This window comes from Streptomyces sp. NBC_00669, assembly GCF_036226785.1.
In the GTDB taxonomy this organism is placed as follows: domain Bacteria; phylum Actinomycetota; class Actinomycetes; order Streptomycetales; family Streptomycetaceae; genus Actinacidiphila.
This window is the reverse complement of sequence record NZ_CP109018.1, coordinates 915,691-939,392: the sequence shown is the minus strand read 5'-3', so window position 1 is coordinate 939,392 and position 23,702 is coordinate 915,691. Positions and strand designations below refer to the sequence as shown.

The following is a 23,702-nucleotide window of genomic DNA, read 5'->3' as shown; positions in this document are numbered from 1 at the left end:
TGGTGGGTCGCCCGCGCCGCTCCCCGCGGCCTCGCGTTCGTGCGGCACTTCCGCCGAGAAGGCAGCCTTCAGCCGCTCGACGCGAGCAGCCGCTAGTTGAGGTTGGGCAGGTCCTCCGGGTAGAGGAGCTGGAGTTCGTCGTGGGTCGGTTCCTCGACGTGGGCCATGCGGACCGCGTGCCGTTCGACCATGCCCTCGAAGGTCTGGCGCGCGGTGCGGCCGTTGCCGAACGCGGGGCCCTTCGGGATCGCGGTGAAGTACTTCATGAGGGCGTCGGCGGCGTCGTCGCCGAGCCGGTACTCGTGCTCGGTGGCCTGTGCCTCCACGATCTGGAGGAGCTCCCCCGGGGTGTAGTCGCCGAAGGTGATGGTGCGTGAGAAGCGGGACGCCACACCGGGGTTGGAGGCGAGGAACCGCTCCATCTCGGCGGTGTAGCCGGCCACGATCACCACGACCGCCTCGCGGTGGTCCTCCATGAGCTTGACCAGCGTGTCGATCGCCTCGCGCCCGAAGTCGCGGCCGGCGTCCTCCGGCGCGAGGGCGTACGCCTCGTCGATGAAGAGCACCCCGCCGCGCGCCCGGTCGAACGCCTCCTGGGTGCGGATCGCGGTCGAGCCGATGTGCTCGCCGACCAGGTCGACGCGGGCGACCTCGACCAGGTGCCCGCGCTCCAGCACGCCGAGCGAGGCCAGGATCTCGCCGTACAGCCGCGCCACGGTGGTCTTGCCGGTGCCGGGGGAGCCGGTGAAGACCAGGTGGCGGCGGGGCGAGGGCGCCTTGAGCCCGGCCTTCTCACGGCGCCGGCCGACCGAGATCAGGTCTATCAGGGTGCGCACCTCGCGCTTGACGCCGTCCAGGCCGACCAGCGCGTCCAGGTCGCCGAGGACGGCATCGCTCTCCCGCGCGGTCACCCGCACCTGCGGCTCCTGCTGCTGCTCGGCCGGCCGCTGCGCGGGGACGCCGCCCAGCAGGCCGTACGACTGCGTGCCGGGGCTCTGCTGCCGGGCGGGCGTGCCGGGGGCGGCGGACGTGCCGGCCGGGGCCGCCGTGCCCAGCACGCCGCCGGTCGCGGTCGGCACCGGCTCGGGCATGTCGTCGGTGGCGGCCCGGTCGCTGGTGCAGTCCTCGGTGACCGGGCCCGGCTCGGAGAACTCGTACCCGCCGCGGGCGCACCGCTCGGTGCGGCAGCGGGTCAGGTGGGACCGGCAGCCGTCGATGACGTGGAAGCCGAAGCCCCGACTGCCGATCACCCGGCACCCGTTGAACGTGCCGCGGCCGCCCGCCGACACGTACACGCCCGCCTCGGCGGGGTTCGTGACCGTGCAGCGCTCCAGCGCCGGGTCGGCGCCCTTGGTGACGATCACGCCGGTCGCGGTGTCGTCGATGGTGACCTGGGAGAGGGTGCCGCCGCTGCCGTGGTCGCGGAACCACGCACCGGTGGCCGCCTCCTTGATCCGGCAGTCGTCCAGCTGCACGCTGGCGCCGTCGCTCACCGACACCGCGGTGTTCCGGATCTGCGCGAAGTCGCTGTCCACCACGTCCGCGCGCGAACCGCGGTCCAGCACGAACAGCGCGTCCGGCACGTCGTGCACGCGGCAGGAGTCCAGTATGGCCACCGCGCCGTCGCTCACCCACACCGCCGGATAGTCGCCGGTGCTGTCATGTATCTCGCACTGGTTGGCGTCCACGCGGGTGCCCGGGTCCCACACCGACAGGCCGTTGCGGCCGAAGCCGCGCACCGTGCAGCGGGTGAGCGTCAGCACCGAACGGGCCCGCAGGTCGACGGCGTTCTCCGGGATGTCGTGCAGGTCGCAGTCGGCCATCGCCAGCACCGCGTCGGTGTCGAGGGTGATGCCGTCGCCCGTGGTGCGGTGCACCTGGCAGTCGGTGAACTGCCCGCTGCCGCGCGCGGACAACTGCACGCCGGTGCCGCGTACTTCGAACACCTCGCAGCTCACCGCCTCCAGCGAGCTGCCCTCACCGGTGACCGACACCCCCGCGCCGGAGGCGTGGTGGATACGGCAGCGCTCCAGCCGGGGGGACGCGCCGCCGCGGACCGCGAAGCCGTTCTGCCCGGCGGCGATCACCTCGCACTCCTCGAACAGGCCGCCCGCGCCGTCCAGGACGCTCACGCCGAGACCGGCCGGGTTGTCCACGGTGCAGCGGCGCACCGTCGGCCGGGCGCCGTCGCGCACCTCCAGGCCGACCGCCGAGCGGGTGTTGATCCGCACCCCCGACAGCTCCGGGGCGCCCGCCTCGACCAGCAGCGCGGCCGAGGTGACGTCCTGGCACTCGACCAGCAGGTCCTGCACGACGGCGGCGCCGCGCAGGGTCAGCGCGACCCCCGAGGCCGGCGCGAGCCGCACCGTGCCGGGCCCGTCCGCGCAGCGCAGCGTCACCGCGCTGTCCACCAGCAGGTTCTCCCGGTAGGTACCGGGACCCACCGAGAGCACGTCGCCGTCACTCGCCGCTTCCAGCGCGGCGGCCAGGGTCTCGTACTCACCTGTGCGGCGGCGCCACCGAGAACTGCTCGGATTGGTCACCTGCACCACGCCATGTGCCATCGGGCTGCTCAGCCCCCACCTCTTGCGTCGGCCGACCGGGGATCAACCGTAGCGCGAGCGGAGGCATGCTGGTGACGCGCGGCGGGCCGCCGGACGCCGGAAGGAGCCGCCGGACGGTCAGCCGCCGGCGCCCGCGCGGCCCCAATCCTGGCCCACCCGGGCCCATTCGCGCTCCCAGGAGTCCAGCCGGCGCAGCATCAGACGCCACATCAGCAACTGGCGGGATATCACCAGCAGTCCGACCGCGGCCGATCCGGCCGCGACGCCGGCCAGCACCGCGTGGGTGGCCGCCGTGGCGGAGTCCAGCGGCGGCGGCACCAGCCGGCCCTCGTGGTCCGTCCAGATCTTGATCCGGCCCTGCTGCACCACCTCGACGTCGGAGGAGACGGAGGCGGTGTGCGACGTGCCGTCGGGCCCGGTCCAGCGCAGCTGCTCGGCGGGGTGCGTCTTCGCACCGGACGATTTGGAGCGGGCCAGCGACGCCGTCACCAGGCTCCGCTCGGAGTGCTCGGTGGCCACCTCATGCCGCAGGGCGCGGCCGACCGACCGATCCGCCCACCAGCCGAACAGCGGCGACGCGCAGAGCAGGACGGCGAAGAGCAGCGCGAGCCACGTCTCCACCACGTCCGTGCGCCGGCGCAGCGGATTGCGCCGCCAGCGCCAGCCCGGCCTGGTGACTCTTGTGCGACCCCTCATCGACGGCCACCCCCTTCACACCCATCAACTACCTACCGCAACCGGCGCGGTTCATGCCTGCTCCGTCCGCCGGGGCGCGGACGGGGTGCGTGGAAACATCACTCCACCACCGTCAACGGATCGCCGACGTGCAGGGTTCCTGATGTCTCGGGCACGAGATTCTGGCCGAAAACGAGTTGGCTGTTGATGTTGCGGTGCCGGCCCAGGGTGCGCAGCGGCTCCCGGCCGCGTACGCCGGTGCCCTGGTCGGTCGTGGTGATCACGCACCGCCCGCAGGGCTTGGGCACCCGGAAGACCACCTCGCCGATCCGCACCCGCCGCCAGCCGTCCTCGGCCCATGCCTCGGTGCCGTCCACGACGGCGTTCGGGCGGAACCGGTTCATGGGCAGCGGGCCCTCGTCCGCGCGGTCGCCGGCGGCGATCAGCGCGTTGAGCGCGTCGAGCGACGCGGTGGTGGTGACCAGCAGCGGGAAGCCGTCGGCGAGGCTGACCGTCTCGCCCGGCCGCGCGTACTCGGGGTCGATCGGCCTGCGCGACTCGGGCCGGTCGAGGTGGACCAGTCGTACCGGCATGCCGAGGTAGGCGCTGCACCAGGCGCTCGCGGTCTCGTCGGCGGGCCGTACCTCGAGCGTGCCGGAGAAGATCCGGACGGTCTCCAGCGGCCCGGGCGGCGGCACCGCGACGTCGAGCGGCTGCCGGCCGGGCGCGGTCAGCCGCAGCCCGCCGCTCTCGTCGAGGACGGCGCCGATCAGCGCCAGCCGCGCGTCCTCGCGCTGCGTGACGGCCTTGCCGGTATCGGCGTCGACCAGCATCCAGCGGCGGTCCCCCGCGAGCCCCCACGGCTCCACGACCGCTGCCGGCGTGCTGGTCGCACGCAGCGACTTGACCGGGTAGACGTGCAACGCGCTGACTTTGGGCATGGTCATATGACCATCGTGCCACCGGGCCGGGCGCCGCTCGTCGGGAGGTCAGCCCTGGTAGTACCCGCCTCCAGGCTGCGCCGGCGGGACCCCGAGACCGAGGTTGCGGCGCTGGTAGTTCTCCTCGGGGTGCCCGGCGGGCCCCTGCCGCGGCGTCATCGGCCGCGGCGGTGCGGGGCGGGCCGTCTGGTACCCGGAGGGCGAGGGCTGCGGCGGCTGCGCAGGGTAGCCGGCGCCGTTGGTGTTGTACCCGTTGCCGTACCCCTGGCGCGGCGCCGCGGACTGCTGCGGGACGTAGGGCGCGGGCTGCGGCTGGTAGCCGCCGCCCTGGTAGCCGTTCTGCACCGGCTGGGGGTGCGGCTGGTGCTGCTGGCCCATCTGTCCCATCGGCGCCGAAGGGCCGGCCGGCAGCGCGGGGAGCGCGGCCGGCAGTGCGGGCAGATTCCCGCTGCTGCCAAAGGAGTTGTAGCCGCCGGACTCGTACGAGGGGTACGGCGCGGGCACGCGGATGGGGGCGATCTGCGGGGTGCCGCGCTCGGCCACGAGGCTGTCGTAGATCGGGGTGTCCGGGAAGGACGCAGACGAAGGGTAGTAGCTGCCGTAGCCGCCACCGTACGAACCGCGGGGGGTGGTCATGAGCCATAAGTTAAGCCCACGATGTGGTCGTTGGGGAGACCGATTGGATGGTTGTTTTGCGTGCAGGGAGTGACCTCAGGTCACCAATATGAGCGAACCCCCGAAAAACGGTCACCATCTCAGGATGTGATCAGGTAAAAGGCGCGTGTCATGTGCGTAACCCGGGGGTCGGCACGCCGTGGACGAGGGTGCTGAGAGGGTGTCAATGACGCTGCGCGCAGGGGAGAGCGTGGAGCTTCCGGCGGGGGCGGTCCTACGGTTCCGGTACGAACCGGGGGCCGGCGGGGACCGCGGGGGGACCGGCGCGGGCGGATCGGGCGGATCGGGCGGATCGGGCGGGACCGGCGGTCGGTCCGGCGGTCGGTCCGGCGGCGGGCCGGGCGTGCTCGGGGTGCTGCCGCCGGTTCGCTCCGGTGCGCCGTCGTCCTCGCCGGACCGGCCGGACCCGACGGCCCCGCCGTCCCCCGGGGAGACCGGACCCGGCGTCACCGTGGCGGACCGCGGCACCATCCTTTCGGTGGACCTCGCGATCCTCGCCGAGCCCGGGCAGACGGTGCGGATCGTGCTGCGCGCACCCGGCCGGGCACCCGCCGCGGGCCGGATACGGCTGCTCGCCGTCGGCGTCCCGGGCGCCGAACCCGCCGTCGGGCTCGCCGACATGGAGTGCGCGAGCCCCACCGACGCCGATACCGGCACCGGAGCGCGCGGCGACTACGTGGTGGGGGAGTGCTGCCACTACGACGACCGCTGGCACTTCCGCGCCCTCCTGCGCCCCGCCGGCGCCCGCCCCACCGCCGTGACGCTCACCGAGGACGCGCCCACCGCGTCGCTCACCCTCCAGGGCGCCACCCGCGGCATCCTGCGCGCCACCCCCGCCTGGCAGCCCGCGGCCCCCGGCACCCCCGTCCCGGCCGGCATCGACCTGTGCGCCCTGTTCGAACTCACCGACGGCAGCCGCGGGGTCGTCCAGGCCCTCGGCGGCGGCCACGGCGCCCTGGACCGGCCGCCGTTCCTGCGGCTCGGCACCGACCGGCACCGCGGCGACCACGTCGCCTTCGACCTCGACCACGGCGCCGCCTTCCGCCGCGTCCTGCTCTTCGTCAGTGCCCACACCGACGACCACGATCTGCGCGGCCTGAACGGTTCCCTGATCCTGGACTCCGCACACGGCGCCGGCATCCGTATCCCGCTCGGCCCCCGCACCGCGCCCGCCACCGCCTGCGCGCTCGCCCTGCTCGTCCGCGACGGCCCGCACCTGCTCGTCCGCCGCGAGGCCCGCTACCTCGCGCCCCGCGCCGGCCTGAGCCCGCAGCGGATGGTCGACTACGCCTACGGGTGGGGCCTGCGCTGGACCCCCGGGCCCGGCTGAGCCCGGGGGACGCCGCGGATCACACCGTCGCGTCGGGCTTCGCGTAGGTGCGGCCCTTCCACGCCGCGCCCCGGCCGCGGTAGTGCTCCACCGCCGAGTCCACCGTCATCAGCAGGTACAGCGCCGCGGTGTACGGCAGCAGCGGGGCCAGCGCCCACGGCTGCCCGTAGTACCGCAGCATCGGCAGGTACGTCCCCGCCATCACCGCCCACGCCGCCGCGCCCAGCACGCACAGCGGCCACGCGCCCGCGAGCGCCCCGCCGATCGCCGCGACCGGCGGCACCAGGTAGATCAGCGCGAGCCCCAGCACCGTGCCCAGCAGCACCAGCGGGTTGTGCCGCAACTGGGCGTACGCGCTGCGCGCCACCATCCGCCACAGCTCGGCCAGATCCGGGTACGGGCGCACGCTGTCGACGCGCTCGGCCAGCCCCAGCCAGATCCGGCCGCCCGAACGCTTCACCGCCCGGGCCAGCGCCACGTCGTCGATCACCGACTGCCGGATCGCGTCCGGCACGTCGGCGGCCTCCGCCGCGGACGCCCGCAGCAGCACGCACCCGCCGGCCGCGGCCGCCGTACGGCCGCCCGGGCGGTTGATCCAGCGGAACGGGTAGAGCTGCGCGAAGAAGTACACGAACGCCGGGACGATCAGCCGCTCCCAGCCGGTCTCCACCCGCAGCCGGGCCATCTGCGAGACCATGTCCAGGTCGTTGCCGACCGCGGCCTCCACCAGGGCCCGCAGGCTGCCCTCGCGGTGCGCGATGTCCGCGTCCGTCAGCAGAAAGTACTCCGCGCCCGTACGCTCCCGGGCCAGCGCCATCCCGTGCCGGACCGCCCACAGCTTGCCGGTCCACCCCTGGGGCGGCTCGCCCGGCGAGGTCACGGTCAGCGGCAGCGAGCCCGGTCGCTCGCCCAACTCCCGTGCCAGCTCGCCGGTCCCGTCCGTGCTTCCGTCGTCCACGAGGAAGACCTCGGCCCGGCCCGGGTACTCCTGCGCCAGCAGCGAGGCCAGGCTCCGCCCGATCACCTCGGCCTCGTCGCGCGCGGGCACCACCACCGCCACGTCCGGCCACGCCTTCACCGCTTCGCCCCCGCCGCCCCGCGGCAGCCGTACGTCCGTCCGCCAGAACCCTCCCTGCCCTACCAGCAACCACGCCCACGCCACCAACGACACCCCTGCGACCCCGGTCATCACGCTCACCCCCGCAGTGTGCCGTACGGCGTCGCGCCGACCCGCCCGCCCTGCCGGGTCCTGCCGGTTCCGGGACCACCTGTCGGTGGTCGGTTGCTCGGGCGGTTCCCCGCGCCCCTCGTTCGTGCGGCTCCGCCCGCAGATCCGGGCCGGCCCGGAGAGCACGGCGCCCCGGGCCCGGGGGAACTAAAGTGGCGGCGTGAAGATCGGTTTGGTGGATTCGGGAATCGGGCTGCTGGCCGCCGCCGCGGCGGTGCGGCGGATGCGGGCGGACGCGGACCTGGTGCTCGCGTCGGACCCGGAGGGCATGCCGTGGGGTCCGAGGCCGGTGGACGACATGGCCGCGCGGGCGCTGGAGTGCGCGCGGGCCGCGGCGGCGCACGGGCTGGACGGGCTGATCGTGGCGTGCAACACCGCGTCGGTGCACGCGCTGCCCGCGCTGCGGGCGGCGTTCGAGCCGGGGCTGCCGATCGTGGGCACCGTGCCGGCGATCAAGCCCGCGGCGGCGGCCCACCGCGCCGTGGCGATCTGGGCCACCCCCTCGACGACGGGCAGCAGCTATCAGCGCGGCCTGATCGCCGAGTTCGGCAACGGCGCTCGGATCACCGAAGTGCCCTGTCCGGGACTGGCCGACGCCGTGCAGAACGCCGACACGGACGCCATCGACGCGGCGGTCGCCGCCGCGGCGGCCCTCACTCCGTCGGGTGTAAGTGCCGTCGTCCTGGGATGCACCCATTACGAACTGGTCGTCGACCGCATCTCCGCCGCCGTGCCCGGCGCCGAACTGTACGGCTCCGCCGACGCCGTGGCGGCCCAGGCCCTGCGCAGGGTGGCCGACACCCCGGGCGGCGGCACCGTCGAGGTGATCCTCAGCGGCCGCTCGGCCCCCCTCCCGGCCGCCGCCCTCACCTACCCGCAGGGCGCGGGACTCGCCGTGACGCCCGCCACGGCTTGACCCCGGCACGATGCCACGCGCCCCGCGGATGGGTACGCTTCGGGGCATGACGCACGCTCCCCGGCCGGAGACCGGCGCGTCCCAGGTGTGGACGGGCCGGGCCAGCAACCGTATGCAGTGGGTTCCCGCTGCCGTGGGCGCCGCCTGTGTGGCGCTCGGCATCTCGCTCGCGGTGGAGGGCCCAGGCCCCACCGCGAGCCTCGTCCCGCTCGTGATGTCGGTGGTGGGGTGCCTCGCCGTCGGACTGCTCGTCCTGTTCGGCACCGTCGCCTTCACCCACGTCCATGTGCGCGTCGACCGTGACGCGGTTCAGGTGCGCTGCGGCCACATCGGGGTGCCGCGCCGCCGCATCCCGATGGGCGAGGTCAGCGGCGCCCGGCTGGCCCCGGTGATCAGCCCGCGCGCCTGGGGCGGCTGGGGCTACCGCTGGCGGCCGGAGAAGGGCACCGCCGTGGTGGTGCGCCGCGGGCCCGGCATCGTGATCGACCTCGGCGGCGGTCGGTGGTTCACCGTCACCGTCGACGACGCGGAAGGCGCGGTGCGCGCCATCCGCGAGATGCTCGGCCTGTCCGCCGCGCCGCGCGATCCGCAGGGCCCCACCGCCGCCCGTTGAGCCCGGAGCCGCGCCTCGGTACCCCGATCGTCAAAGGTCCGGCGCCGACCCGGAAGCCGGCGAGGAAGCCCGTTCCGCGCCAGAACGCGGGGCGGGCTTCCGCATGGGCTGCTTCGGGCCGGGCTTCGGACTGGGCTTCGGTACGGGTACCGGCGCCTGGGCCGGGAGCGGCCGCGAGGTGGCCAGCCCCGCCAGCAGCCCCGCCGCGGCCGTGACCGCGGTGTAGCTGAGCACGTGGTCCACGGCCGCGAGCAGCCCGAGCCCGGTCAGCGTCGCGGCCGCGGTCAGCACCGCGGGCGTCGACCGCGGGGAGCGCCACAGCGCGCACAGCGTCCACAGGTAGGCGCCGCCGAGCAGCGCCACCCCCGGCACTCCCTGCTCCGCGGCGAGTTGGAACGGCGCGGACTGCGGGGTCTCGGCGGTGGGCGTGTCGGAGGGCAGCGGGGTGCTCTCCTCGGCGAAGCGTCCCGGTCCGACGCCGCGCAGCGGATGGCGTCCGGCGAGGTGCACGGCCTCGTGCCACAGCGCGACGCGCGGCTGGGTGAGCTGCCCGGTCAGCGACTCGGACAGCCCGCCGGGCGCCGCGTCGACCGCGACCGCGTAGCTTCCGCCGACCGCCAGCGCCGCGGCCAGCGCGAGCCCGACCAGGCCGATCAGCCGGTGCCGCATCCGGGCCGCGGCCAGCGAGCACAGCACGACCGCCATGCCCGCCGCGAAGCCCGCCGACGATCCCAGTACCAGCGCCGCCACCGCGGCCGCCATCGCCAGCAGCCGCAGCAGCGCCTGCCACACCACCGACGGGACGCGCCACACCGTGTCGGGGACGCCCCACGCCGCGCAGCACGCCGCCCCGGCGGCCAGGACGAGCAGCGCCGCGTCCGCGTTGGGGTAGCCCAGCGGCGGCGCGCTCGCGCCCCCGGACAGCCGGTGGGCCGGGCCCAGCACCAGCGCCAGCACGGTCACCGCGCCGACGGTGAGGGTCAGCGTCGGCAGCATCGCCCCGAGCACCCGGCCCGCGGCGTATCCGGCGGTGACCGCGAGCAGTGCCAGCAGCGCGCCCTCCGGCCTGGCCTCGCGGCCGCCGGCGCAGACCATCACCCACACCGCGCAGCAGGCCAGGACGACCATCCCCGCCGCGTCGACCGCCCCGCCGCCGGACGGCGGCCGTGCCGGCCGGACCGGCCGCGGCGGGGACCCAGGGATGTCGCCGATGCCGCCGGTGTCACCCGTGTCGCCGAGGTCGGGAAACAGGGCGGAGCCGGTGCCGTCCGCGGCCGTGCTGCCGCTCGCGCTCCCGTCCGGGTCGTCCTCGGGCGTACCGTCGGCCGCCCGGCCGTCCTCGTGCGAACCGGCATGGCGCGGGCCGGCCTCCGCCGCGCGGGCCCCGCGCGCCGCTTCCGGCGCGCCGCCGGCCGTCGTGTCCATCCCCGACCCCCTGCCGCCACCACCCGGGCGCGACGGGGTACCCCGTGCCCGCGTTCCCCGCGTGGGCGCTGTTGTCCGGATCACCGTAACGGGTGAGGGCCCGCCCTGTGGATATGTCGCACAGGAAGCTCGTCGAGCTTGTGAAACCTGGTGCTGATGTGGCGTTCACCTTTCATCTCGTAGGCTCGGGGCATGGCGACTCCCCAGTTCATCCAGGACATCCGCGAAAAGGCGGGGAACGTTCTCCTCCTGCTGCCCGGCGTGGTCATGGTGGTCTTCGACGACCGCGGCAGGGTGCTGCTCAACCGTCGCACGGACACCGGCCGTTGGGCGCTGATCAGCGGTATCCCCGACCCCGGCGAGCAGCCCGCCGAGAGCGCGGTGCGGGAGATCCAGGAGGAGACCGGGGTGTCCGCGGTGGTGGAGCGGGTGCTCAGCGTCTTCACCAACGAGCCGGTGGTGTACGACAACGGCGACCACGCCCAGTACATCGACATCGTGCTGCGCTGCCGGGCGGTCGGCGGCGAGGCCCGGGTCAACGACGACGAGTCGCTGGACGTGCGGTGGTTCGCGCTGGACGAGCTGCCGCCGCTCGGGCCGATCGCCCGCGGCCGGATCGAGTCGGCGCTGCGCGAGGAGCCGACGTGGTTCGCCCCCGCACCTGCGCCCGCGCACGCCCCCGCCCCCGCGCCCGCGCTCGACGGTGACGGTCACCGGGCTCCGTGACCCCGGTACGACCATCGGCCCGCGGCCGGCGTGGACATGTCGGCCGGGTCGGGCCAACCCCCTCCTGGCCAGGCCGCTTTGTCAGTGCTTGGCGGTAAAATCGACAGTGTTCGAGAGGGTTGGCCGACGCCTCAGGAGGAAGCCGATGGCCGCTGCCGTACTGCCCCTGGATACACGCCGACACACATCCGCGCCCGTCGTCGCACTGCCGAAGAAGCCGCTGCCCGCGGGCCTGCCCCGCGAGTGGTACGTCGCCCACAACCGCCGCCTGAAGACCATGCGCCTGACCATCGCCCTGCTCGACTCGGGGGTCTACGAAGCGGCTCACGCCGGGAACGGACGGATTCGCCGCACCGCCGAGCGGATAGGCGTGCACCCGCCGTCCGACATCACCTGCCGGATGGTCCGCCACCTGCTGACCTACGGCCGCTGACCGACCGCCCACGCGGGAGGCCGCGAGGCCAGGCCGCGGGCTCCCCGCGCTCCTTCGCGGAGCGCGGGGAACCCGCGGCTGCTTCCGGTCCAGGGACTAGACCTTGCGGTAGGTGTACGCCTCCGCCGCTGCCGCCGCGACCGCGTCGATGTCCGCGCCCGTGGACGCGGTGACGACGGCGGCGACCGCCCCTTCGAGGAAGGGGGCGTCCACCAGGCGGGCGCCGGGCGGGAGTTCGTCGTCGGCCAGCAGCGCCTTCACCGTCAGCACCGCGCTGCCGAGGTCGGCGAGCACCGCCACGCCCGCACCCTGGTCGACGGTGCGCGCGGCCGAGGAGATCAGGTCGGAGCTGGTGCCGAGGCCGCCGTCGGGCCCGCCGCCGGCCGGCATCAGCGGCACCTCGTCGCCGCCGGTGAGGGCGGACGCCAGATCCGCGACGGCGTTCGCGGCCGCCGCGCTGTGCGAGACCAGCACGATCCCGACCAGCGCCTGTGTACGGTCTCCGGTGGTGCTGTCCGTGCTGCCGGTCATGAGGAGGACGCCTCCCGTGCGGTGTCGGCGAGCGCGGTGAGCAGGAGGGCCGAGGAGGTCGCGCCCGGGTCCTGGTGGCCGATGCTGCGGTCGCCCAGATAACTCGCCCGGCCCTTGCGGGCGCGCAGCGGAATCGTTGCTGCGGCGCCTTCCCCCGCCGCCCGCGCCGTGGCGCTCAGCGCATCGGCGGTGCCCTCGCCCGCGTCGAGCGCCGCCGTGAACGCGTCGAGCGCCGGTACCAGCGCGTCCACCATCGTCTTGTCCTCCGGCACCGCGCCGCCGAGCTGCGCCAGGGCGTCCACCCCGGCCTTCAGCGCGTCGCGCAGTTCCGCCGCGGTCACCGCCGGCGCGTCGCCGAGCGCCTTGCCGGTACGCCGCAGCAGCGTGCCGTACAGCGGGCCCGACGCGCCGCCGACGGTGCTGATCAGCTGCCGTCCCACCGCGACCAGTACCCCGCCGGGGGTGTCCGGCGGCTCCTGCTGAAGTGCGGCGCGCGCGGCGAGGAAACCGCGGCGCATGTTGTTGCCGTGGTCGGCGTCGCCGATCGGGGAGTCCAGTTCGGTGAGGTGGGCGGCCTCCCGCTCGATCACGGACGTCGCCGTGTCGAGCCATCGCAGCAGCAGGGCCGCGTCTATGTCGGCGGGCTGGTCGGGCTGTTCGGGGACGGCGTTCATACGGTGTGCCTTTCCACGGGTGGTCGAAGCGGCACGGCGCGCGGTGCGCGCCCGCGCACCCGGCGGCGGCCGGGGACCGCGGTCAGCAGCCCCAGCGCAACGCCGGGGTCGACACGGGCGCGTCCCACAGCCGCAGCAGCTCCTCGTCGGCCTGGCAGATCGTCACCGAGGCGCCCGCCATGTCGAGCGAGGTCACGTAGTTGCCGACGAGCGTACGGGCCACCGAGACCTTGCGGGCGGCCAGCACCCGGTGCACCTCGGCCGCGAAGCCGTACAGCTCCAGCAGCGGAGTGGCGCCCATCCCGTTGACCAGCAGCAGCACCGGCGCGTCGGGGTGCAGGTCCTCGACCACGGCGTCGACCGCCACGTCGGCGATCTCGCCCGAGGTCATCATGGCGCGGCGCTCCCGGCCCGGCTCGCCGTGGATGCCGACGCCCAGCTCCAGCTCGCCCTCGGGCAGGTCGAAGGTCGGGCCGCCCTTCGCGGGGGTGCTGCACGCGCTGAGCGCCACCCCGAAGCTGCGGGACACCTCGTTGACCCGGTGGGCGATGCCCGCGACCCGGTCCAGCGGCGCGCCCTCGTCGGCCGCCGCGCCCGCCAGCTTCTCGACGAACAAGGTGGCCCCGGTGCCGCGCCGGCCGGCCGTGTAGAGGCTGTCGGTCACCGCCACGTCGTCGTTGACCAGCACCTTCGCCACCTGGACGCCCTCGTCCTCGGCGAGTTCGGCGGCCATGTCGAAGTTGAGCACGTCGCCGGTGTAGTTCTTCACGATGAACAGCACGCCCGCGCCGCTGTCCACCGCCGCCGCGGCCCGCACCATCTGGTCCGGCACCGGAGAGGTGAAGACCTCGCCCGGGCAGGCGGCCGTGAGCATGCCGCGCCCGACGAAACCGCCGTGCAGCGGTTCGTGCCCCGACCCGCCGCCCGACACCAGCCCGACCTGCCCGTCGTAGGGCGCCCCGCGGCGGACGATCACCCGGCGCTCCACGTCGACGGTCAGATCGGTGTGCACCGCCGCGAAGCCCCGCAGCGCGTCCGGGACCACGTTCTCCGGTACGTTGATCAGCATCTTCACGGGAATCTCCTCGCCAGGCCGGCAGCCAGGGCAACCGCCTGTGTCGTAGCAGGTCAGAGGCTGTGTCCAGAGTTCTCGGCGGCGGCGGCCCGCGGTGCTGCGCGAGGGCGCGGCGCGGCGCTTCCGCCGACCGGGTGCCGGCGGGCGGGACGCGCCCCCGGTACGCGGGAGCCCGGGGTCGAGGCCACTCGTCCGGGCGGGCAGTTCATACCCCCCAGTATCCGCCGATGATCGAGAAACGTCACGGCGTGGTCGTACCCCGCCCCCGCGCGGACCCTCCACCTGGACCTCCCACCTGGACCTTCCAGGTGGATCTCCACCCGGATCTCCACCCTGGGGTGGAGCGACGGAACGGCGGTGGTCCTTAGCGTGCCGGTATCAGCGGAACGCCGGCGGAAGCACGTGGCGGGAAAGGGGCGGGATGAGTGCCCTGAACATCGTCTTCCTCGTGAGCGGCGTCGGCTACGTCCTCGCCCGCCGGATCATCGGGGAGGCCCTGGAGGCCGGTCCGGTGCTGGCCGCGCCGGTGGTGCTCGGCGTGCTGGGGCTGGTCACGGTCCGCGACGCCCGGCCGGCGGGCGGGGCGACGGTCGCCCTGATCGCGGCGAGCTGCCTGCTGGGCGTGGCCGTCGGGCTGGCCCGCGGGCTGACCGTACGCCTGGGGACACGGGACGGCGCGCGATCGATGCGGTACGGGGCCGGTTCGCTGCTGCTGTGGCTGCTGGGGGCGGCGTCGCAGGTGGCGCTGTCGTCGGCCGGTCGTGCGGTGGCGGCCGCGTCCGGGCGCGCCGCCGACCAGGGTGTGCTGCTCTCGGTCGGCCTCGGCGTGCTGGCCGAGTCGCTGGTGGTGCTGTTCCGGGCGACCCGCGCCCGGCCCGCGGGGGCGGAGGACCACGGCGGGCACAGTCCGGCTCACCGGGAGCCGGGGGATCGCCAGGGCCACGGCACCAGCCGGGGCGCCTCCGGTTGTCGCGATGGGCGGGGGCGCTGGTAGTTTTCGCCCCGAACCGTTACCGGCTGACCGGCCGACCACGGGAAAAGAGCTCCAGTGCATCGACTCCGAGCCGTGATCCGCTGGTTCACGGAGGACAACCACCTCTTCCAGTTCTTCACCACCGCCACCGGCATCGCGGTGTGCGCGGTGCTGGTGAACCCGATCGGGACGTCCGGCACCGGACTCGCGGTCCTGTGCCTGCTCGTCGTGAACTCGGTGCTGCTGTGCACCCGGTTGATCCCCGTGGGAGTGCTGCCGCCCGGTCCGCAGACGGCGGTGCTGGGCGCCGCGGCGGTCAGCGCGGCCGCCCTGATGAGCCAGGACCACTCCGGAGCGGCGTCGCTGTTCGCGTTCTACGCGGCCGGCCACGCCGGGTTCCGCCTCGCGCAGCACCGGGCACTGACCTTCGCGGTGCTCACCAGCGTGCTGTGCGCGAGCGTGCTGCTCTTCCCGGTCGGCAGCGCCTACGGCCATGTGTCGTGGTACCTGGGCGCGTTGACCGGCGTCAGCGTGCTGTTCGGTATCTCCAACCGTTCGCAGGCCGACGCGCTCAGCTCGGCGCGGGCCGCCGCCGAGCAGGCGGAGCTGGCCTCGCGCTCCGAGGCCCGTGCCGAGGCGCTGGCCGAGCGCGCCCGTATCGCCCGCGACGTGCACGACGTGCTCGCCCACTCGCTGGCCGGCGTCAACATGCAACTGGAGGTCACCGACGCGCTGTTGGAGGCCGGCGCGGTGGACGAGGCCCGGCAGGCCGCCCAGCGGGCGCAGAGCCTGGTCCGCGCGGGACTGACCGAGGTCCAGCGCACGGTCCGCGACCTGCGGGAGGACGCGCTGCCGCTGCTGGAGACGCTGCGCTCCATGCTCGGCTCCAGCCCGGGCACCGGTACGCTGACCCTCGACGGATCGCCGCACGAACTGCCCGTCCGGCCCGCCCAGGTGATCGTGCGCTGCGCTCAGGAGGCGCTGACCAACGCGCACAAGTACGCACCTGGCGCGCCGGTCCGGCTGCGCCTGGGGTACGGCACGGAGGAGACCACCTTCGAGGTGGTGAACTCCGCGCCCCCGGACGGCTCCCGGCCGCTGGCCGGTGCCGGGAGCGGCATGGGACTCGTCGGGATGCGCGAGCGCGTCGAACTGGTGGGAGGCACGGTGACGGCCGGCCCGATCGTGGACGGCGACGACGCGGGAGGATGGCGGGTGCGCGTGGTGATACCGGCGTGAGCGAGCGCGAGGCGGACGGGCACACCGGGAACGGGTACGACGGGAACGGGCACGACGTGGACCGGCGGGACGCGAGGGGGTACGGGGTGGAGGCGCTCGGGGCCGACGGCGAGCACACGGTGCGGGTGGTCGTCGCCGACGACCAGACCGCGATCCGCGAGGCGCTCGCGGTGGTGCTCGACCTTCAGCCGGGCCTGGAGGTCGTGGCCACGGCGCGGGACGGCGCGGAGGCCGTGGCGGCCGCGGACGAGCACGCCCCCGACGTGATCCTCATGGACCTCAACATGCCGCGGATGGACGGCGTCGAGGCCACCCGGCTGGTCACCGAGCGCTTTCCCGGCGTCGCGGTGGTGGTGCTCACCACGCTGGCCGACGAGCAGTACATCCTCGCCGCGCTCGGCGCCGGGGCCCGCGGCTATCTGACCAAGGAGTCCGGCCGCCAGGACATCGCCCGCGCGGTGCGGGCCGCCGCGGCCGGGCAGGCCGTCCTCGACCCGGCGGTCCAGGAGCGGTTGCTCGCGGCCGCCGTCAAGAGCGCGGCCCCGGCCGAGGCGCCGATCGCCGGCCTCGCACCGGACCTCACGCCCAGGGAGGTCGAGGTGCTCACCCTCATCGGCGAGGGCCTGACCAACCGCGGTATCGCCGAACGCCTGGTGGTCAGCGAGGCCACGGTGAAGACCCACATCAACAACCTCTTCGCGAAGGCGCATCTGCGCGACCGGGCGCACGCCGTGCAGTACGCCTTCATCCACGGGCTGGTGAAGGCCCGTGGATGAGGTGCGGGATCGCGGCTGACGGCTTCCCTGTCGCCCTTTGCCCGGCTGACCGGCCGCTGACCTGCCGCTGAGTGGCTGCCGACCGGGCGCTGTCGGACCGGTTGCCGGTTGCTGGTGGCCGGCGGCTGGCGGCCGGCGGCCGGGTGTCAGCCGACGCGCGGGGCCGCCGCGGGGCGGCCGTCCACCGCGGGAGCGGTGCCCTCGGCCGGCGGCAGCGCCCGCACCCGGGCCAGCACCAGCAGCACCCGGCTGAGCACCATGGCCAGCGCCATCAGGACGAAGAACGGCGCGATGGCGTCCTCGACGATGCGGTGGTCCGTCATGAACGTGACCAGGTGGCCGCGGAACCAGTCGTCGTGCTCGCTGAGGTAGATGAACGCCACCCGCAGCGCCACCACCACGGACCAGATGGCGACGAACCCGGCGCCGCACCGCGTGTACACCCGGCCCGAGCCCCGGTCCCGCTCCACCCCGGTGGTGAGCGTCGCGATGCCACCGCACACCACCCCGACCGCGGCACCCACCAGGTAGACCACCAGGTCGACGGTGTGGGTGGGCGCGCCCCTGAGGTAGAAGTAGCCGATCACCGAGACCGACACCAGCGGCATCAGGACCTTGTGCCGGTCGTACTTCCTGCGGCCGTACTGCGTCAGCAGCATCAGCCCGAAGATGCCTCCGCTGATCGCCAGCGCCTGCTCCATGTCGGTCATGACCTCGCACTCCTTCGCCTCGACGGTGTTCCCGTGGTGCCGAGAGCGACTCTCCCGCCATGGCGGGCGAAGTACCTGGTCCCGTGGGTGGAGGTTCGGGTGGAGACGGCGACACGAAGGGCCGGGGACACGGTTTCCGTGTCCCCGGCCCTTCGCTTCCCGCGGGTTCGGCAGCCGCGGGTCAGTCGCCGCGTGCGGGTGGTGGCGTCAGCTCGCGCTTACCGGTGCCATCGTGTCGACGATGTCCGGGTTGTCGGCCATCCACTTCTTCACCCCCGCCGTGGTCTGCCCTTGGCCCGCCGACTGGATGTCGGCCTCCAGGGAGGCGAGTTGCGGCTCGGTCATGTGGAAGTCCTTCATCCACGTGGTGACCTGGGGGAGCTTCTTCGCGCTGTTCTTGTTGGCGACGCTGTGGATCGAGTCGCCCTTGCCCCACAGGCCCTTGGGGTCGCCGAGTTTGGTGAGGTCGTACTTGCTGTAGGCCCAGTGCGGGGACCACAGGACGACGGCGACGGGCTTCTTCTGGTCGTAGTCGCGCTGGAGTTCGGCGAGCATGCCGGCGGTGGAGCTGGCGACGAGCTTGTACTCCTTGTCGAGCCCGTAGCCGGGGAGGACCTTGGAGCTGAGGATCTTCATCTCGCCGGCGCCCGGTTCGATGCCGATGATCTTGCCGCCGAACTCGGCCGACTTGCCCTTGAGGTCGGCCATGGTCTTGACGCCCTTGACGTAGGACGGGACCGAGACCTCGAGCGAGGTCTTGTCGTACCACGGGCCCAGGTCGTCCAGATGGCTGCCGTACTGCTTCATGTACGAGGCGTGCGTGGTCGGTAGCCAGGTGTCGGTCATGTAGTCGATGTTGCCGCTGGCGAGTCCGGTGTACGCGGCGCCCGGGTCGTAGGTGTTGACCGACGCCTTGTAGCCGCGCTCGTCGAGGACTTCCTTCCACAGGTTCGCCGAGGCGATCGACTCGTCCCAGTTGAAGTCGCCGATCTTCACCGACTGGCCCTTGCCGACGTTCGTGGCGGAGGCTCCGGCCACCGGTGCCATCTTGTCGACCACGCCGGGGTTGGCCTTCATCCACTTCTTGACGCCGTCGGCGGTCTTGCCCTGCCCGGCGGCCTGGATGTCGGCCTCCAGCGAGCTCAGCTGCTCCTCGGTCATGTGGAAGTTCTTCATCCACGAGCTGACCTGCGGGAGCTTCTTCGCGCTGTTCTTGTTGGCGATGTTGTGGATGGAGTCGCTCGCGCCCCACAGGCCCTTGGGGTCGCTGAGCTTGGTGAGGTCGTACTTGCTGTAGGCCCAGTGCGGGGACCACAGGACGACGGCGACGGGCTTCTTCTGGTCGTAGTCGCGCTGGAGTTCGGCGAGCATGCCGGCGGTGGAGCTGGCGACGAGCTTGTACTCCTTGTCGAGCCCGTAGCCGGGGAGGACCTTGGAGCTGAGCAGTTTCATCTCGCCGGCGCCGGGCTCGATGCCGATGATCTTGCCGCCGAACTCGGCCGACTTGCCCTTGAGGTCGGCCATGGTCTTGACGCCCTTGACGTAGGACGGGACCGAGACCTCCAGGGAGGTCTGGTCGTACCACTTGCCGAGGTCGGTGTAGCTGCTGCCGTACTGCTTCATGTACGAGGCGTGCGTGGTGGGCAGCCAGGCGTCGGTGAGGTAGTCGAAGTTGCCGCTGGCCAGTCCGGTGAAGGCGGCGCCGGGGTCGTAGGTGTTGACCTGCGCCTTGTAGCCGCGCTCGTCGAGGACTTCCTTCCAGAGGTTCGCCGAGGCGATCGACTCGTCCCAGTTGAAGGAGCCGATCTTGACCGACTGTCCCTTGCCGACGTTCGTGGACGCGGTCGGAGTCGAGCTGCCGCCGTTGTCCGAGAACACCCCGATACCGCCCGCGACCAGCGCGAGGATGACCACCGCGGACAGGCCGACGGCCGGGCGCGGCCGGTAGCGCAGCACCGAGAAGCCCTGCGTGGCGCTGCGGGCGCGCGCCAGGGCGCGGCGGCCCAGCGGCGACACCTGGTCGCCGAGGGCACCGGTGATCCGGTCCAGGTAGATGGCGAGCACCACCACGGATATGCCGCCCTCGAAGCCGAGGCCGATGTTCACCTGGCTGATCGCGCCGAAGACGGTCGATCCGAGGCCGTCCGCGCCGACCATGCCGCCGATGACGACCATGGACAGCGCCAGCATGATGACCTGGTTGACGCCGGCCATGATGGTCGGCAGCGCCAGCGGCAACTGCACCCGCAGCAGGGTGCGGGACGGCGGCGTGCCGAACGCCTCCGCGGCCTCGACCAGTTCCGGGTCGACCTGCCGGATGCCCAGCTCGGTCATGCGCACGCCGACCGGCATCGCGAAGACGATGGTGGCGATGACGGCGGGCACCGTGCCGAGGCTGAAGAAGATGATCGCCGGGATCAGGTAGACGAACGCCGGCAGCGTCTGCATGACGTCCAGCACCGGCCGGATCAGCACGCTCGCCGTGCGGCGCCGGGCGGCCCAGATGCCCAGCGGCACCGCGAGCGCCAGCGCGACCACCGCCGAGACGACCACCAGGGACAGCGATTCCATCGCCTCGTCCCACTGGGCGACGGAGTCGATGAGCGCGAAGCCGACGAAGGCCAGGACGCCCGCGGTCAGCCCGCGCATCCACAGCGCGAGCACCGCGAGGATCGCGGCCATCAGCAGCGGCGACGGGCCGCCGAGCGCCCACTCCACGCCGTTGTACATGCCGTTGACGACATGGCTGATGAAGTTGAAGAGCCAGGACAGGTGGTGGGTGAGCCAGTGGACGACGTCCTCGGCCCAGTCGCCGAAGTGGAGCCTAGGCACGGGTCGCCTCCTTGCCCTCGGCGTCGCCGCCGTCACCGTTGCCGCCGCCGTCAGGACCGCCCGGGCCGTCAGGGCCGCCCGAACCACCCGGACCGCCCGGTCCACCGGGCCCGCCTGGATCGCCGCCGCTCGGGACGGCGTCGTCCAGCGTCGGGAAGTCGGGCAGGCGGTGGCTGCCGGTGTCCTCCAGGCCCTCGCCGAGCGCGGCGAGCAGCGTCACCCGGGGGATGACGCCGGTCAGCCGGCCGTTGTCGTCGAGCACCGCGAGCGGCAGCTTCGACTGCGAGGCGGGGGTGAGCAGTTCGGACAGCGGCGCGTCCGCGTGCGTGGTGACGCAGTCGGTGTCCATCAGGTCGCGCATGGTGCCCTCGGCCTTGCGCAGCGCCTCGGTGACACGCACCTCGGTGACGGTGCCGACCAGCTTGCGGCCGCGTTCGACGACGAAGGCGGCGGACGCCTGGTCGGTGCGCAGCGCGCGCATGGCGGCGCGCGGGCCGTCGTTGGGGCTCACCATCACCCGCGGCTCCTCCATGATCGAGGCCGCGGTCAGCACCCGGGAGCGGTCGACGTCCTGCACGAAGCTGGCCACGTAGTCGTTGGCCGGGTCGGTGAGGATGTCCTCCGCGGTGCCGATCTGGACGATCCGGCCGTCGCGCATCACCGCGATCCGGTCGCCGAGCCGCATCGCCTCGTTGAGGTCGTGGGTGATGAAGACGATCGTCTTGCGCAGCCGCTGCTGGAGCTCCAGCAGCTGGTCCTGCATGTCGCGGCGGATCAGCGGGTCCAGCGCGGAGAAGGACTCGTCCATCAGCAGCAGGTCGGCGTCGGTGGCGAGCGCGCGGGCCAGGCCGACCCGCTGCTGCATGCCGCCGGACAGCTCGTCCGGCCAGGACTTCTCCCAGCCGTCCAGGCCGACCATCGACAGCGCCTCGGCCGCCTTCTCCTCGCGCTCCTTCGCCGGCCGGCCCTGGACCTCCAGGCCGTAGGCGGCGTTCTCCAGGACGCTGCGGTGCGGGAAGAGCGCGAAGTGCTGGAAGACCATGCTGATCTTGCGGGAGCGCAGGTCGCGCAGGGCCTTCGCGGACAGGCCCGTGAGGTCCTGGCCGTCGAACAGCACCCTGCCCGAGGTGGGCTCCAGCAGACCGTTCAGCATGCGCAGCAGCGTGGACTTGCCCGAGCCGGACAGACCCATGACGACGAAGATCTCGCCCTGCTCCACGTCGAAGGAGGCGTCGATCACCGCCGCGGTCGTCCCCTCCTCTCTCAGTTCCGCACGGTCGGCCCCCTCCTGAAGCCGACGAATGCCTTCCTTCGGCTTGCGGCCGAAGACCTTGAATACGTGCTCGATGACGAGCTGTGACACGTTTGCCTTTCGGGGCAGGGGACAGGACGGAACCAGAGGCCGTCGCATACCGGCCAATGAGTTCACATCGAAGCTATCCGGCAGCGACCCGAGTGTCCTGGCAGCGGCAACCGCCGCCAGGAGACGGACCTCCGGGTTCGGGTCGCCGCCTACCCCGTGCCCTACGCAGCGCAAACAAGATCGTCGAAGACCGTCCCGTTTGTCTGATTGTGTACGTATATAAGTGGCCGTTTATCGTGACCGGATCGTGCCCCTTATGACATCGATCCGCAGGGTGGGAACTGTTGACCCGATCTTGACTCAGTGTTAACGATTCTGTGGGATCGCTGTGATCCGCTTCTCGAACCAGTGGTGGGCGTAGGGCTCGTCGTTGAACGCGGGCACCTCCTGGAAGCCGCAGGAGTGGTAGAGCTTGATCGCCGCGTCGAGGGTCCTGTTGGTGTCCAGCCGCAGCGCGGTGCGGCCGTCGGCGGCGGCCCGGGCCTCCAGTTCGGCGAGGAACCTGCGGCCGAGGCCGAGCCGGCGGGCGTCCGGCGCGACCCACATGCGCTTGATCTCGGCGGGGGCGCCGGCCGGCAGCTTCAGGCCGGCGCAGCCGACCGGCTCGCCGTACAGCCGGGCGATCAGGAAGACGCCGCGCGGCGGGCGCAGGTCGCCCGCGTCGGGCAGCAGGCTCGCCGCGGGGTCGAAGCCGCCCTCGAAGCGCTCGTCCATCTCCGCGAAGTACGTCCGCAGGCAGTGCTCGGCGTCGGGGTGCCCCGGCTCGACGGGCTCCAGGGTGACGGTCGCGGCGGTCAGTAGCCGCTCGACGTCGGCCATCGCCGCGGTCAGCCGGGCCCGCTGCGCGGGGTTGAGCGGCGCCAGGAGGGAGCCGGCCAGCTCGTCGCTGCGGTCGTCGAGCGCGGCGCGCTCGGCCCGGCCCGCGTCGGTGAGCCGTACGGTCCGCACCCGCCGGTCGCCGGGTGCCGGCTCGACGGTCACCAGGCCGTCGGCCTCCAGGGCGCGCAGCAGCCTGCTGACGTACCCGGAGTCGAGCCCGAGCCGGTCCCGCAGCCGGCGTACGTCCTGGCCCTGCTCGCCGATCTGCCACAGCAGCCGGGCCTCGCCCACGGGCCGGTCGCGGCCGAGGTAGCGGTCGTGGAGCACGCCCACGCGTTCGGTGACGGTGCGGTTGAACCGTCGCACCTGGTCGATCTGCGCCGTATCCATTCTCTGACTCTAGTCAGAGAATCGGGTGTCGGGACAGGGGCGGACGGGGCGGGTGTGGGTGCGGGCGGGGACCGGGTGCGGGATACGGGCGCCGGGTCGGACGCGGTGGCGGGAATCGGGTCGGGCACGGTGGCGGGAATTGGCTCGGGATCGGGTCGGGCTCGGGTCGGGATCGGGCGCCCGGCGGGGTGGCGGGCGGTCGGGCGTAGGCTGCGGGAAAGGTGAACGTTCAGCCATTGCATGGGCATGGACGCGGGAGGACGGGGAGGCGGCCGATGGCGGGCAGCATGGGGAGGCCGCGGCGGGCGCTGTGGATCACGGCCGCGGCCGGGCTCGCGGTGGACCAGGTGACGAAGGCCGTCGCCGCGGTGGCCGTGGAGGGCAAGCAGCCGGTGCACGCGCTGGGCGGCGGCGTGACCTTCACCGCCTTCCGCAACTCCGGCGCGGCCGGGTCCTTCGCCCCGCACGCCACCCTCGTCTTCACGGTGCTGGCCGTCGGCGTGCTCTCCTTCATCACCTGGGCGTCCTCGTCCGTGCGCTCGGTCGGCTGGGCGGTCGGGCTCGGGCTGCTCTTCGCCGGCGCCGGCGGCAACCTCGCCGACCGGCTCTTCCGCCACCCCGGGTTCGGCCGCGGCGCCGTGCTGGACTTCATCCAGATCGGTCACTCCGGGATCTTCAACCTCGCCGACCAGTGCGTGACCTTCGGCGCGCTGACGATCCTGGTGCAGACCTTCCGCGGGGTCCCGATGCGGGCGCCCGGCCCGGCGCACTGACCCTCGTCCCGCCGAACCGGC

General features: G+C 73.4%; 22 protein-coding genes. 9 read left to right on the top strand and 13 right to left on the bottom strand.

All coding sequences use genetic code 11. From position 1 onward, the window contains the following. Positions 1-92: 92 nt before the first annotated feature. The 4 genes from OG896_RS03850 to OG896_RS03835 all read right to left on the bottom strand — a co-directional run bounded on the left by OG896_RS03850 (position 93) and on the right by OG896_RS03835 (position 4,816). Positions 93-2,564, bottom strand: coding sequence for a right-handed parallel beta-helix repeat-containing protein (locus OG896_RS03850; RefSeq protein WP_329362363.1), 2,472 nt, complete (start codon positions 2,562-2,564; stop codon positions 93-95). 117 nt (positions 2,565-2,681) lie between these two features. Further along, positions 2,682-3,260, bottom strand: a complete 579-nt coding sequence (locus OG896_RS03845; RefSeq protein ID WP_329362360.1) for an Rv1733c family protein — start codon at positions 3,258-3,260, stop codon at positions 2,682-2,684. Positions 3,261-3,358: 98 nt separating this feature from the next. Beyond that, positions 3,359-4,186, bottom strand: a complete 828-nt coding sequence (locus OG896_RS03840) for an MOSC domain-containing protein (RefSeq protein ID WP_329362358.1) — start codon at positions 4,184-4,186, stop codon at positions 3,359-3,361. A gap of 42 nt (positions 4,187-4,228) precedes the next feature. Beyond that, on the bottom strand, positions 4,229-4,816 hold the full coding sequence (locus OG896_RS03835; RefSeq protein ID WP_329362356.1) for a DUF6643 family protein: 588 nt from the start codon (positions 4,814-4,816) through the stop codon (positions 4,229-4,231). A gap of 517 nt (positions 4,817-5,333) precedes the next feature. Between OG896_RS03835 and OG896_RS03830 the strand changes: the two genes are divergently transcribed. Next, positions 5,334-6,185, top strand: a complete 852-nt coding sequence (locus tag OG896_RS03830; RefSeq protein WP_329362354.1) for a hypothetical protein — start codon at positions 5,334-5,336, stop codon at positions 6,183-6,185. 19 nt (positions 6,186-6,204) lie between these two features. Here the strand turns inward: OG896_RS03830 and OG896_RS03825 are convergent, their stop codons facing one another. Continuing rightward, positions 6,205-7,374, bottom strand: a complete 1,170-nt coding sequence (locus tag OG896_RS03825) for a glycosyltransferase (RefSeq protein ID WP_329373677.1) — start codon at positions 7,372-7,374, stop codon at positions 6,205-6,207. A gap of 199 nt (positions 7,375-7,573) precedes the next feature. Between OG896_RS03825 and OG896_RS03820 the strand changes: the two genes are divergently transcribed. Beyond that, entirely contained in the window at positions 7,574-8,329 is a 756-nt protein-coding gene (locus OG896_RS03820) for a glutamate racemase (protein WP_329362352.1), read from the top strand. Positions 8,330-8,375: 46 nt separating this feature from the next. Continuing rightward, complete coding sequence (locus tag OG896_RS03815; RefSeq protein ID WP_328472322.1) at positions 8,376-8,942, top strand: hypothetical protein; 567 nt, start codon at positions 8,376-8,378, stop codon at positions 8,940-8,942. 30 nt (positions 8,943-8,972) lie between these two features. Here the strand turns inward: OG896_RS03815 and OG896_RS03810 are convergent, their stop codons facing one another. Continuing rightward, positions 8,973-10,367, bottom strand: coding sequence for an O-antigen ligase family protein (locus tag OG896_RS03810; protein ID WP_329362349.1), 1,395 nt, complete (start codon positions 10,365-10,367; stop codon positions 8,973-8,975). A 192-nt stretch (positions 10,368-10,559) separates the two neighbouring features. On the opposite strand from OG896_RS03810, the gene OG896_RS03805 reads away from it, so the two are divergent. Together OG896_RS03805 and OG896_RS03800 are read left to right on the top strand one after the other, a co-directional pair. Further along, positions 10,560-11,093, top strand: a complete 534-nt coding sequence (locus OG896_RS03805) for an NUDIX hydrolase (RefSeq protein ID WP_329362347.1) — start codon at positions 10,560-10,562, stop codon at positions 11,091-11,093. A 145-nt stretch (positions 11,094-11,238) separates the two neighbouring features. Next, positions 11,239-11,526 (top strand): hypothetical protein, encoded by a 288-nt coding sequence (locus OG896_RS03800; RefSeq protein ID WP_329362345.1) that lies wholly within the window; start codon positions 11,239-11,241, stop codon positions 11,524-11,526. A 96-nt stretch (positions 11,527-11,622) separates the two neighbouring features. On the opposite strand, the gene OG896_RS03795 is transcribed toward OG896_RS03800, so the two are convergent. From OG896_RS03795 to dhaK, 3 genes are all read right to left on the bottom strand, one after another. Next, positions 11,623-12,057, bottom strand: a complete 435-nt coding sequence (locus OG896_RS03795) for a PTS-dependent dihydroxyacetone kinase phosphotransferase subunit DhaM (protein WP_329362343.1) — start codon at positions 12,055-12,057, stop codon at positions 11,623-11,625. After that, positions 12,054-12,731, bottom strand: a complete 678-nt coding sequence (dhaL, locus tag OG896_RS03790) for a dihydroxyacetone kinase subunit DhaL (protein WP_329362341.1) — start codon at positions 12,729-12,731, stop codon at positions 12,054-12,056. The genes OG896_RS03795 and dhaL overlap by 4 nt, the downstream gene beginning before the upstream one ends. 82 nt (positions 12,732-12,813) lie before the next feature. After that, positions 12,814-13,806 carry a dihydroxyacetone kinase subunit DhaK gene (dhaK, locus tag OG896_RS03785; protein ID WP_328472347.1) on the bottom strand — a complete coding sequence of 331 codons (993 nt, stop codon included), beginning with the start codon at positions 13,804-13,806 and terminating at the stop codon, positions 12,814-12,816. 421 nt (positions 13,807-14,227) lie between these two features. Here dhaK and OG896_RS03780 point away from each other — a divergent pair, with 421 nt between their 5' ends. The 3 genes from OG896_RS03780 to OG896_RS03770 all read left to right on the top strand — a co-directional run bounded on the left by OG896_RS03780 (position 14,228) and on the right by OG896_RS03770 (position 16,794). Further along, complete coding sequence (locus tag OG896_RS03780; RefSeq protein WP_329362338.1) at positions 14,228-14,800, top strand: hypothetical protein; 573 nt, start codon at positions 14,228-14,230, stop codon at positions 14,798-14,800. Positions 14,801-14,854: 54 nt separating this feature from the next. Further along, positions 14,855-16,018, top strand: coding sequence for a sensor histidine kinase (locus OG896_RS03775; protein ID WP_329362336.1), 1,164 nt, complete (start codon positions 14,855-14,857; stop codon positions 16,016-16,018). 86 nt (positions 16,019-16,104) lie between these two features. After that, complete coding sequence (locus OG896_RS03770; RefSeq protein ID WP_329373675.1) at positions 16,105-16,794, top strand: response regulator transcription factor; 690 nt, start codon at positions 16,105-16,107, stop codon at positions 16,792-16,794. Positions 16,795-16,940: 146 nt separating this feature from the next. Here OG896_RS03770 and OG896_RS03765 read toward each other — a convergent pair whose 3' ends face one another. The 4 genes from OG896_RS03765 to OG896_RS03750 form a co-directional block, all read right to left on the bottom strand. Next, entirely contained in the window at positions 16,941-17,504 is a 564-nt protein-coding gene (locus tag OG896_RS03765) for a hypothetical protein (RefSeq protein ID WP_329362334.1), read from the bottom strand. 207 nt (positions 17,505-17,711) lie between these two features. Then, entirely contained in the window at positions 17,712-20,336 is a 2,625-nt protein-coding gene (locus OG896_RS03760) for an ABC transporter permease/substrate binding protein (protein WP_329362332.1), read from the bottom strand. Beyond that, positions 20,329-21,699, bottom strand: coding sequence for a quaternary amine ABC transporter ATP-binding protein (locus OG896_RS03755; RefSeq protein WP_329362330.1), 1,371 nt, complete (start codon positions 21,697-21,699; stop codon positions 20,329-20,331). Before OG896_RS03755 ends, OG896_RS03760 begins: the two co-directional genes overlap by 8 nt. Before the next feature lie 306 nt (positions 21,700-22,005). Then, entirely contained in the window at positions 22,006-22,908 is a 903-nt protein-coding gene (locus OG896_RS03750) for a bifunctional helix-turn-helix transcriptional regulator/GNAT family N-acetyltransferase (protein WP_329362328.1), read from the bottom strand. 275 nt (positions 22,909-23,183) lie between these two features. Between OG896_RS03750 and OG896_RS03745 the strand changes: the two genes are divergently transcribed. After that, positions 23,184-23,681 carry a signal peptidase II gene (locus OG896_RS03745; protein WP_328472361.1) on the top strand — a complete coding sequence of 166 codons (498 nt, stop codon included), beginning with the start codon at positions 23,184-23,186 and terminating at the stop codon, positions 23,679-23,681. Positions 23,682-23,702: the final 21 nt, after the last annotated feature.

Excerpts from the sequence above, each read along its gene's own strand:
- OG896_RS03850 (WP_329362363.1), bottom strand. The coding sequence starts at position 2,564 with ATGGCACATGGCGTGGTGCAGGTGACCAATCCGAGCAGTTCTCGGTGG.
- OG896_RS03845 (WP_329362360.1), bottom strand. The coding sequence starts at position 3,260 with ATGAGGGGTCGCACAAGAGTCACCAGGCCGGGCTGGCGCTGGCGGCGC.
- OG896_RS03840 (WP_329362358.1), bottom strand. The coding sequence starts at position 4,186 with ATGACCATGCCCAAAGTCAGCGCGTTGCACGTCTACCCGGTCAAGTCG.
- OG896_RS03835 (WP_329362356.1), bottom strand. The coding sequence starts at position 4,816 with ATGACCACCCCCCGCGGTTCGTACGGTGGCGGCTACGGCAGCTACTAC.
- OG896_RS03825 (WP_329373677.1), bottom strand. The coding sequence starts at position 7,374 with ATGACCGGGGTCGCAGGGGTGTCGTTGGTGGCGTGGGCGTGGTTGCTG.
- OG896_RS03815 (WP_328472322.1), top strand. The coding sequence starts at position 8,376 with ATGACGCACGCTCCCCGGCCGGAGACCGGCGCGTCCCAGGTGTGGACG.
- OG896_RS03810 (WP_329362349.1), bottom strand. The coding sequence starts at position 10,367 with ATGGACACGACGGCCGGCGGCGCGCCGGAAGCGGCGCGCGGGGCCCGC.
- OG896_RS03805 (WP_329362347.1), top strand. The coding sequence starts at position 10,560 with ATGGCGACTCCCCAGTTCATCCAGGACATCCGCGAAAAGGCGGGGAAC.
- OG896_RS03800 (WP_329362345.1), top strand. The coding sequence starts at position 11,239 with ATGGCCGCTGCCGTACTGCCCCTGGATACACGCCGACACACATCCGCG.
- OG896_RS03795 (WP_329362343.1), bottom strand. The coding sequence starts at position 12,057 with ATGACCGGCAGCACGGACAGCACCACCGGAGACCGTACACAGGCGCTG.
- dhaL (WP_329362341.1), bottom strand. The coding sequence starts at position 12,731 with ATGAACGCCGTCCCCGAACAGCCCGACCAGCCCGCCGACATAGACGCG.
- OG896_RS03780 (WP_329362338.1), top strand. The coding sequence starts at position 14,228 with ATGAGTGCCCTGAACATCGTCTTCCTCGTGAGCGGCGTCGGCTACGTC.
- OG896_RS03765 (WP_329362334.1), bottom strand. The coding sequence starts at position 17,504 with ATGACCGACATGGAGCAGGCGCTGGCGATCAGCGGAGGCATCTTCGGG.
- OG896_RS03750 (WP_329362328.1), bottom strand. The coding sequence starts at position 22,908 with ATGGATACGGCGCAGATCGACCAGGTGCGACGGTTCAACCGCACCGTC.
- OG896_RS03745 (WP_328472361.1), top strand. The coding sequence starts at position 23,184 with ATGGCGGGCAGCATGGGGAGGCCGCGGCGGGCGCTGTGGATCACGGCC.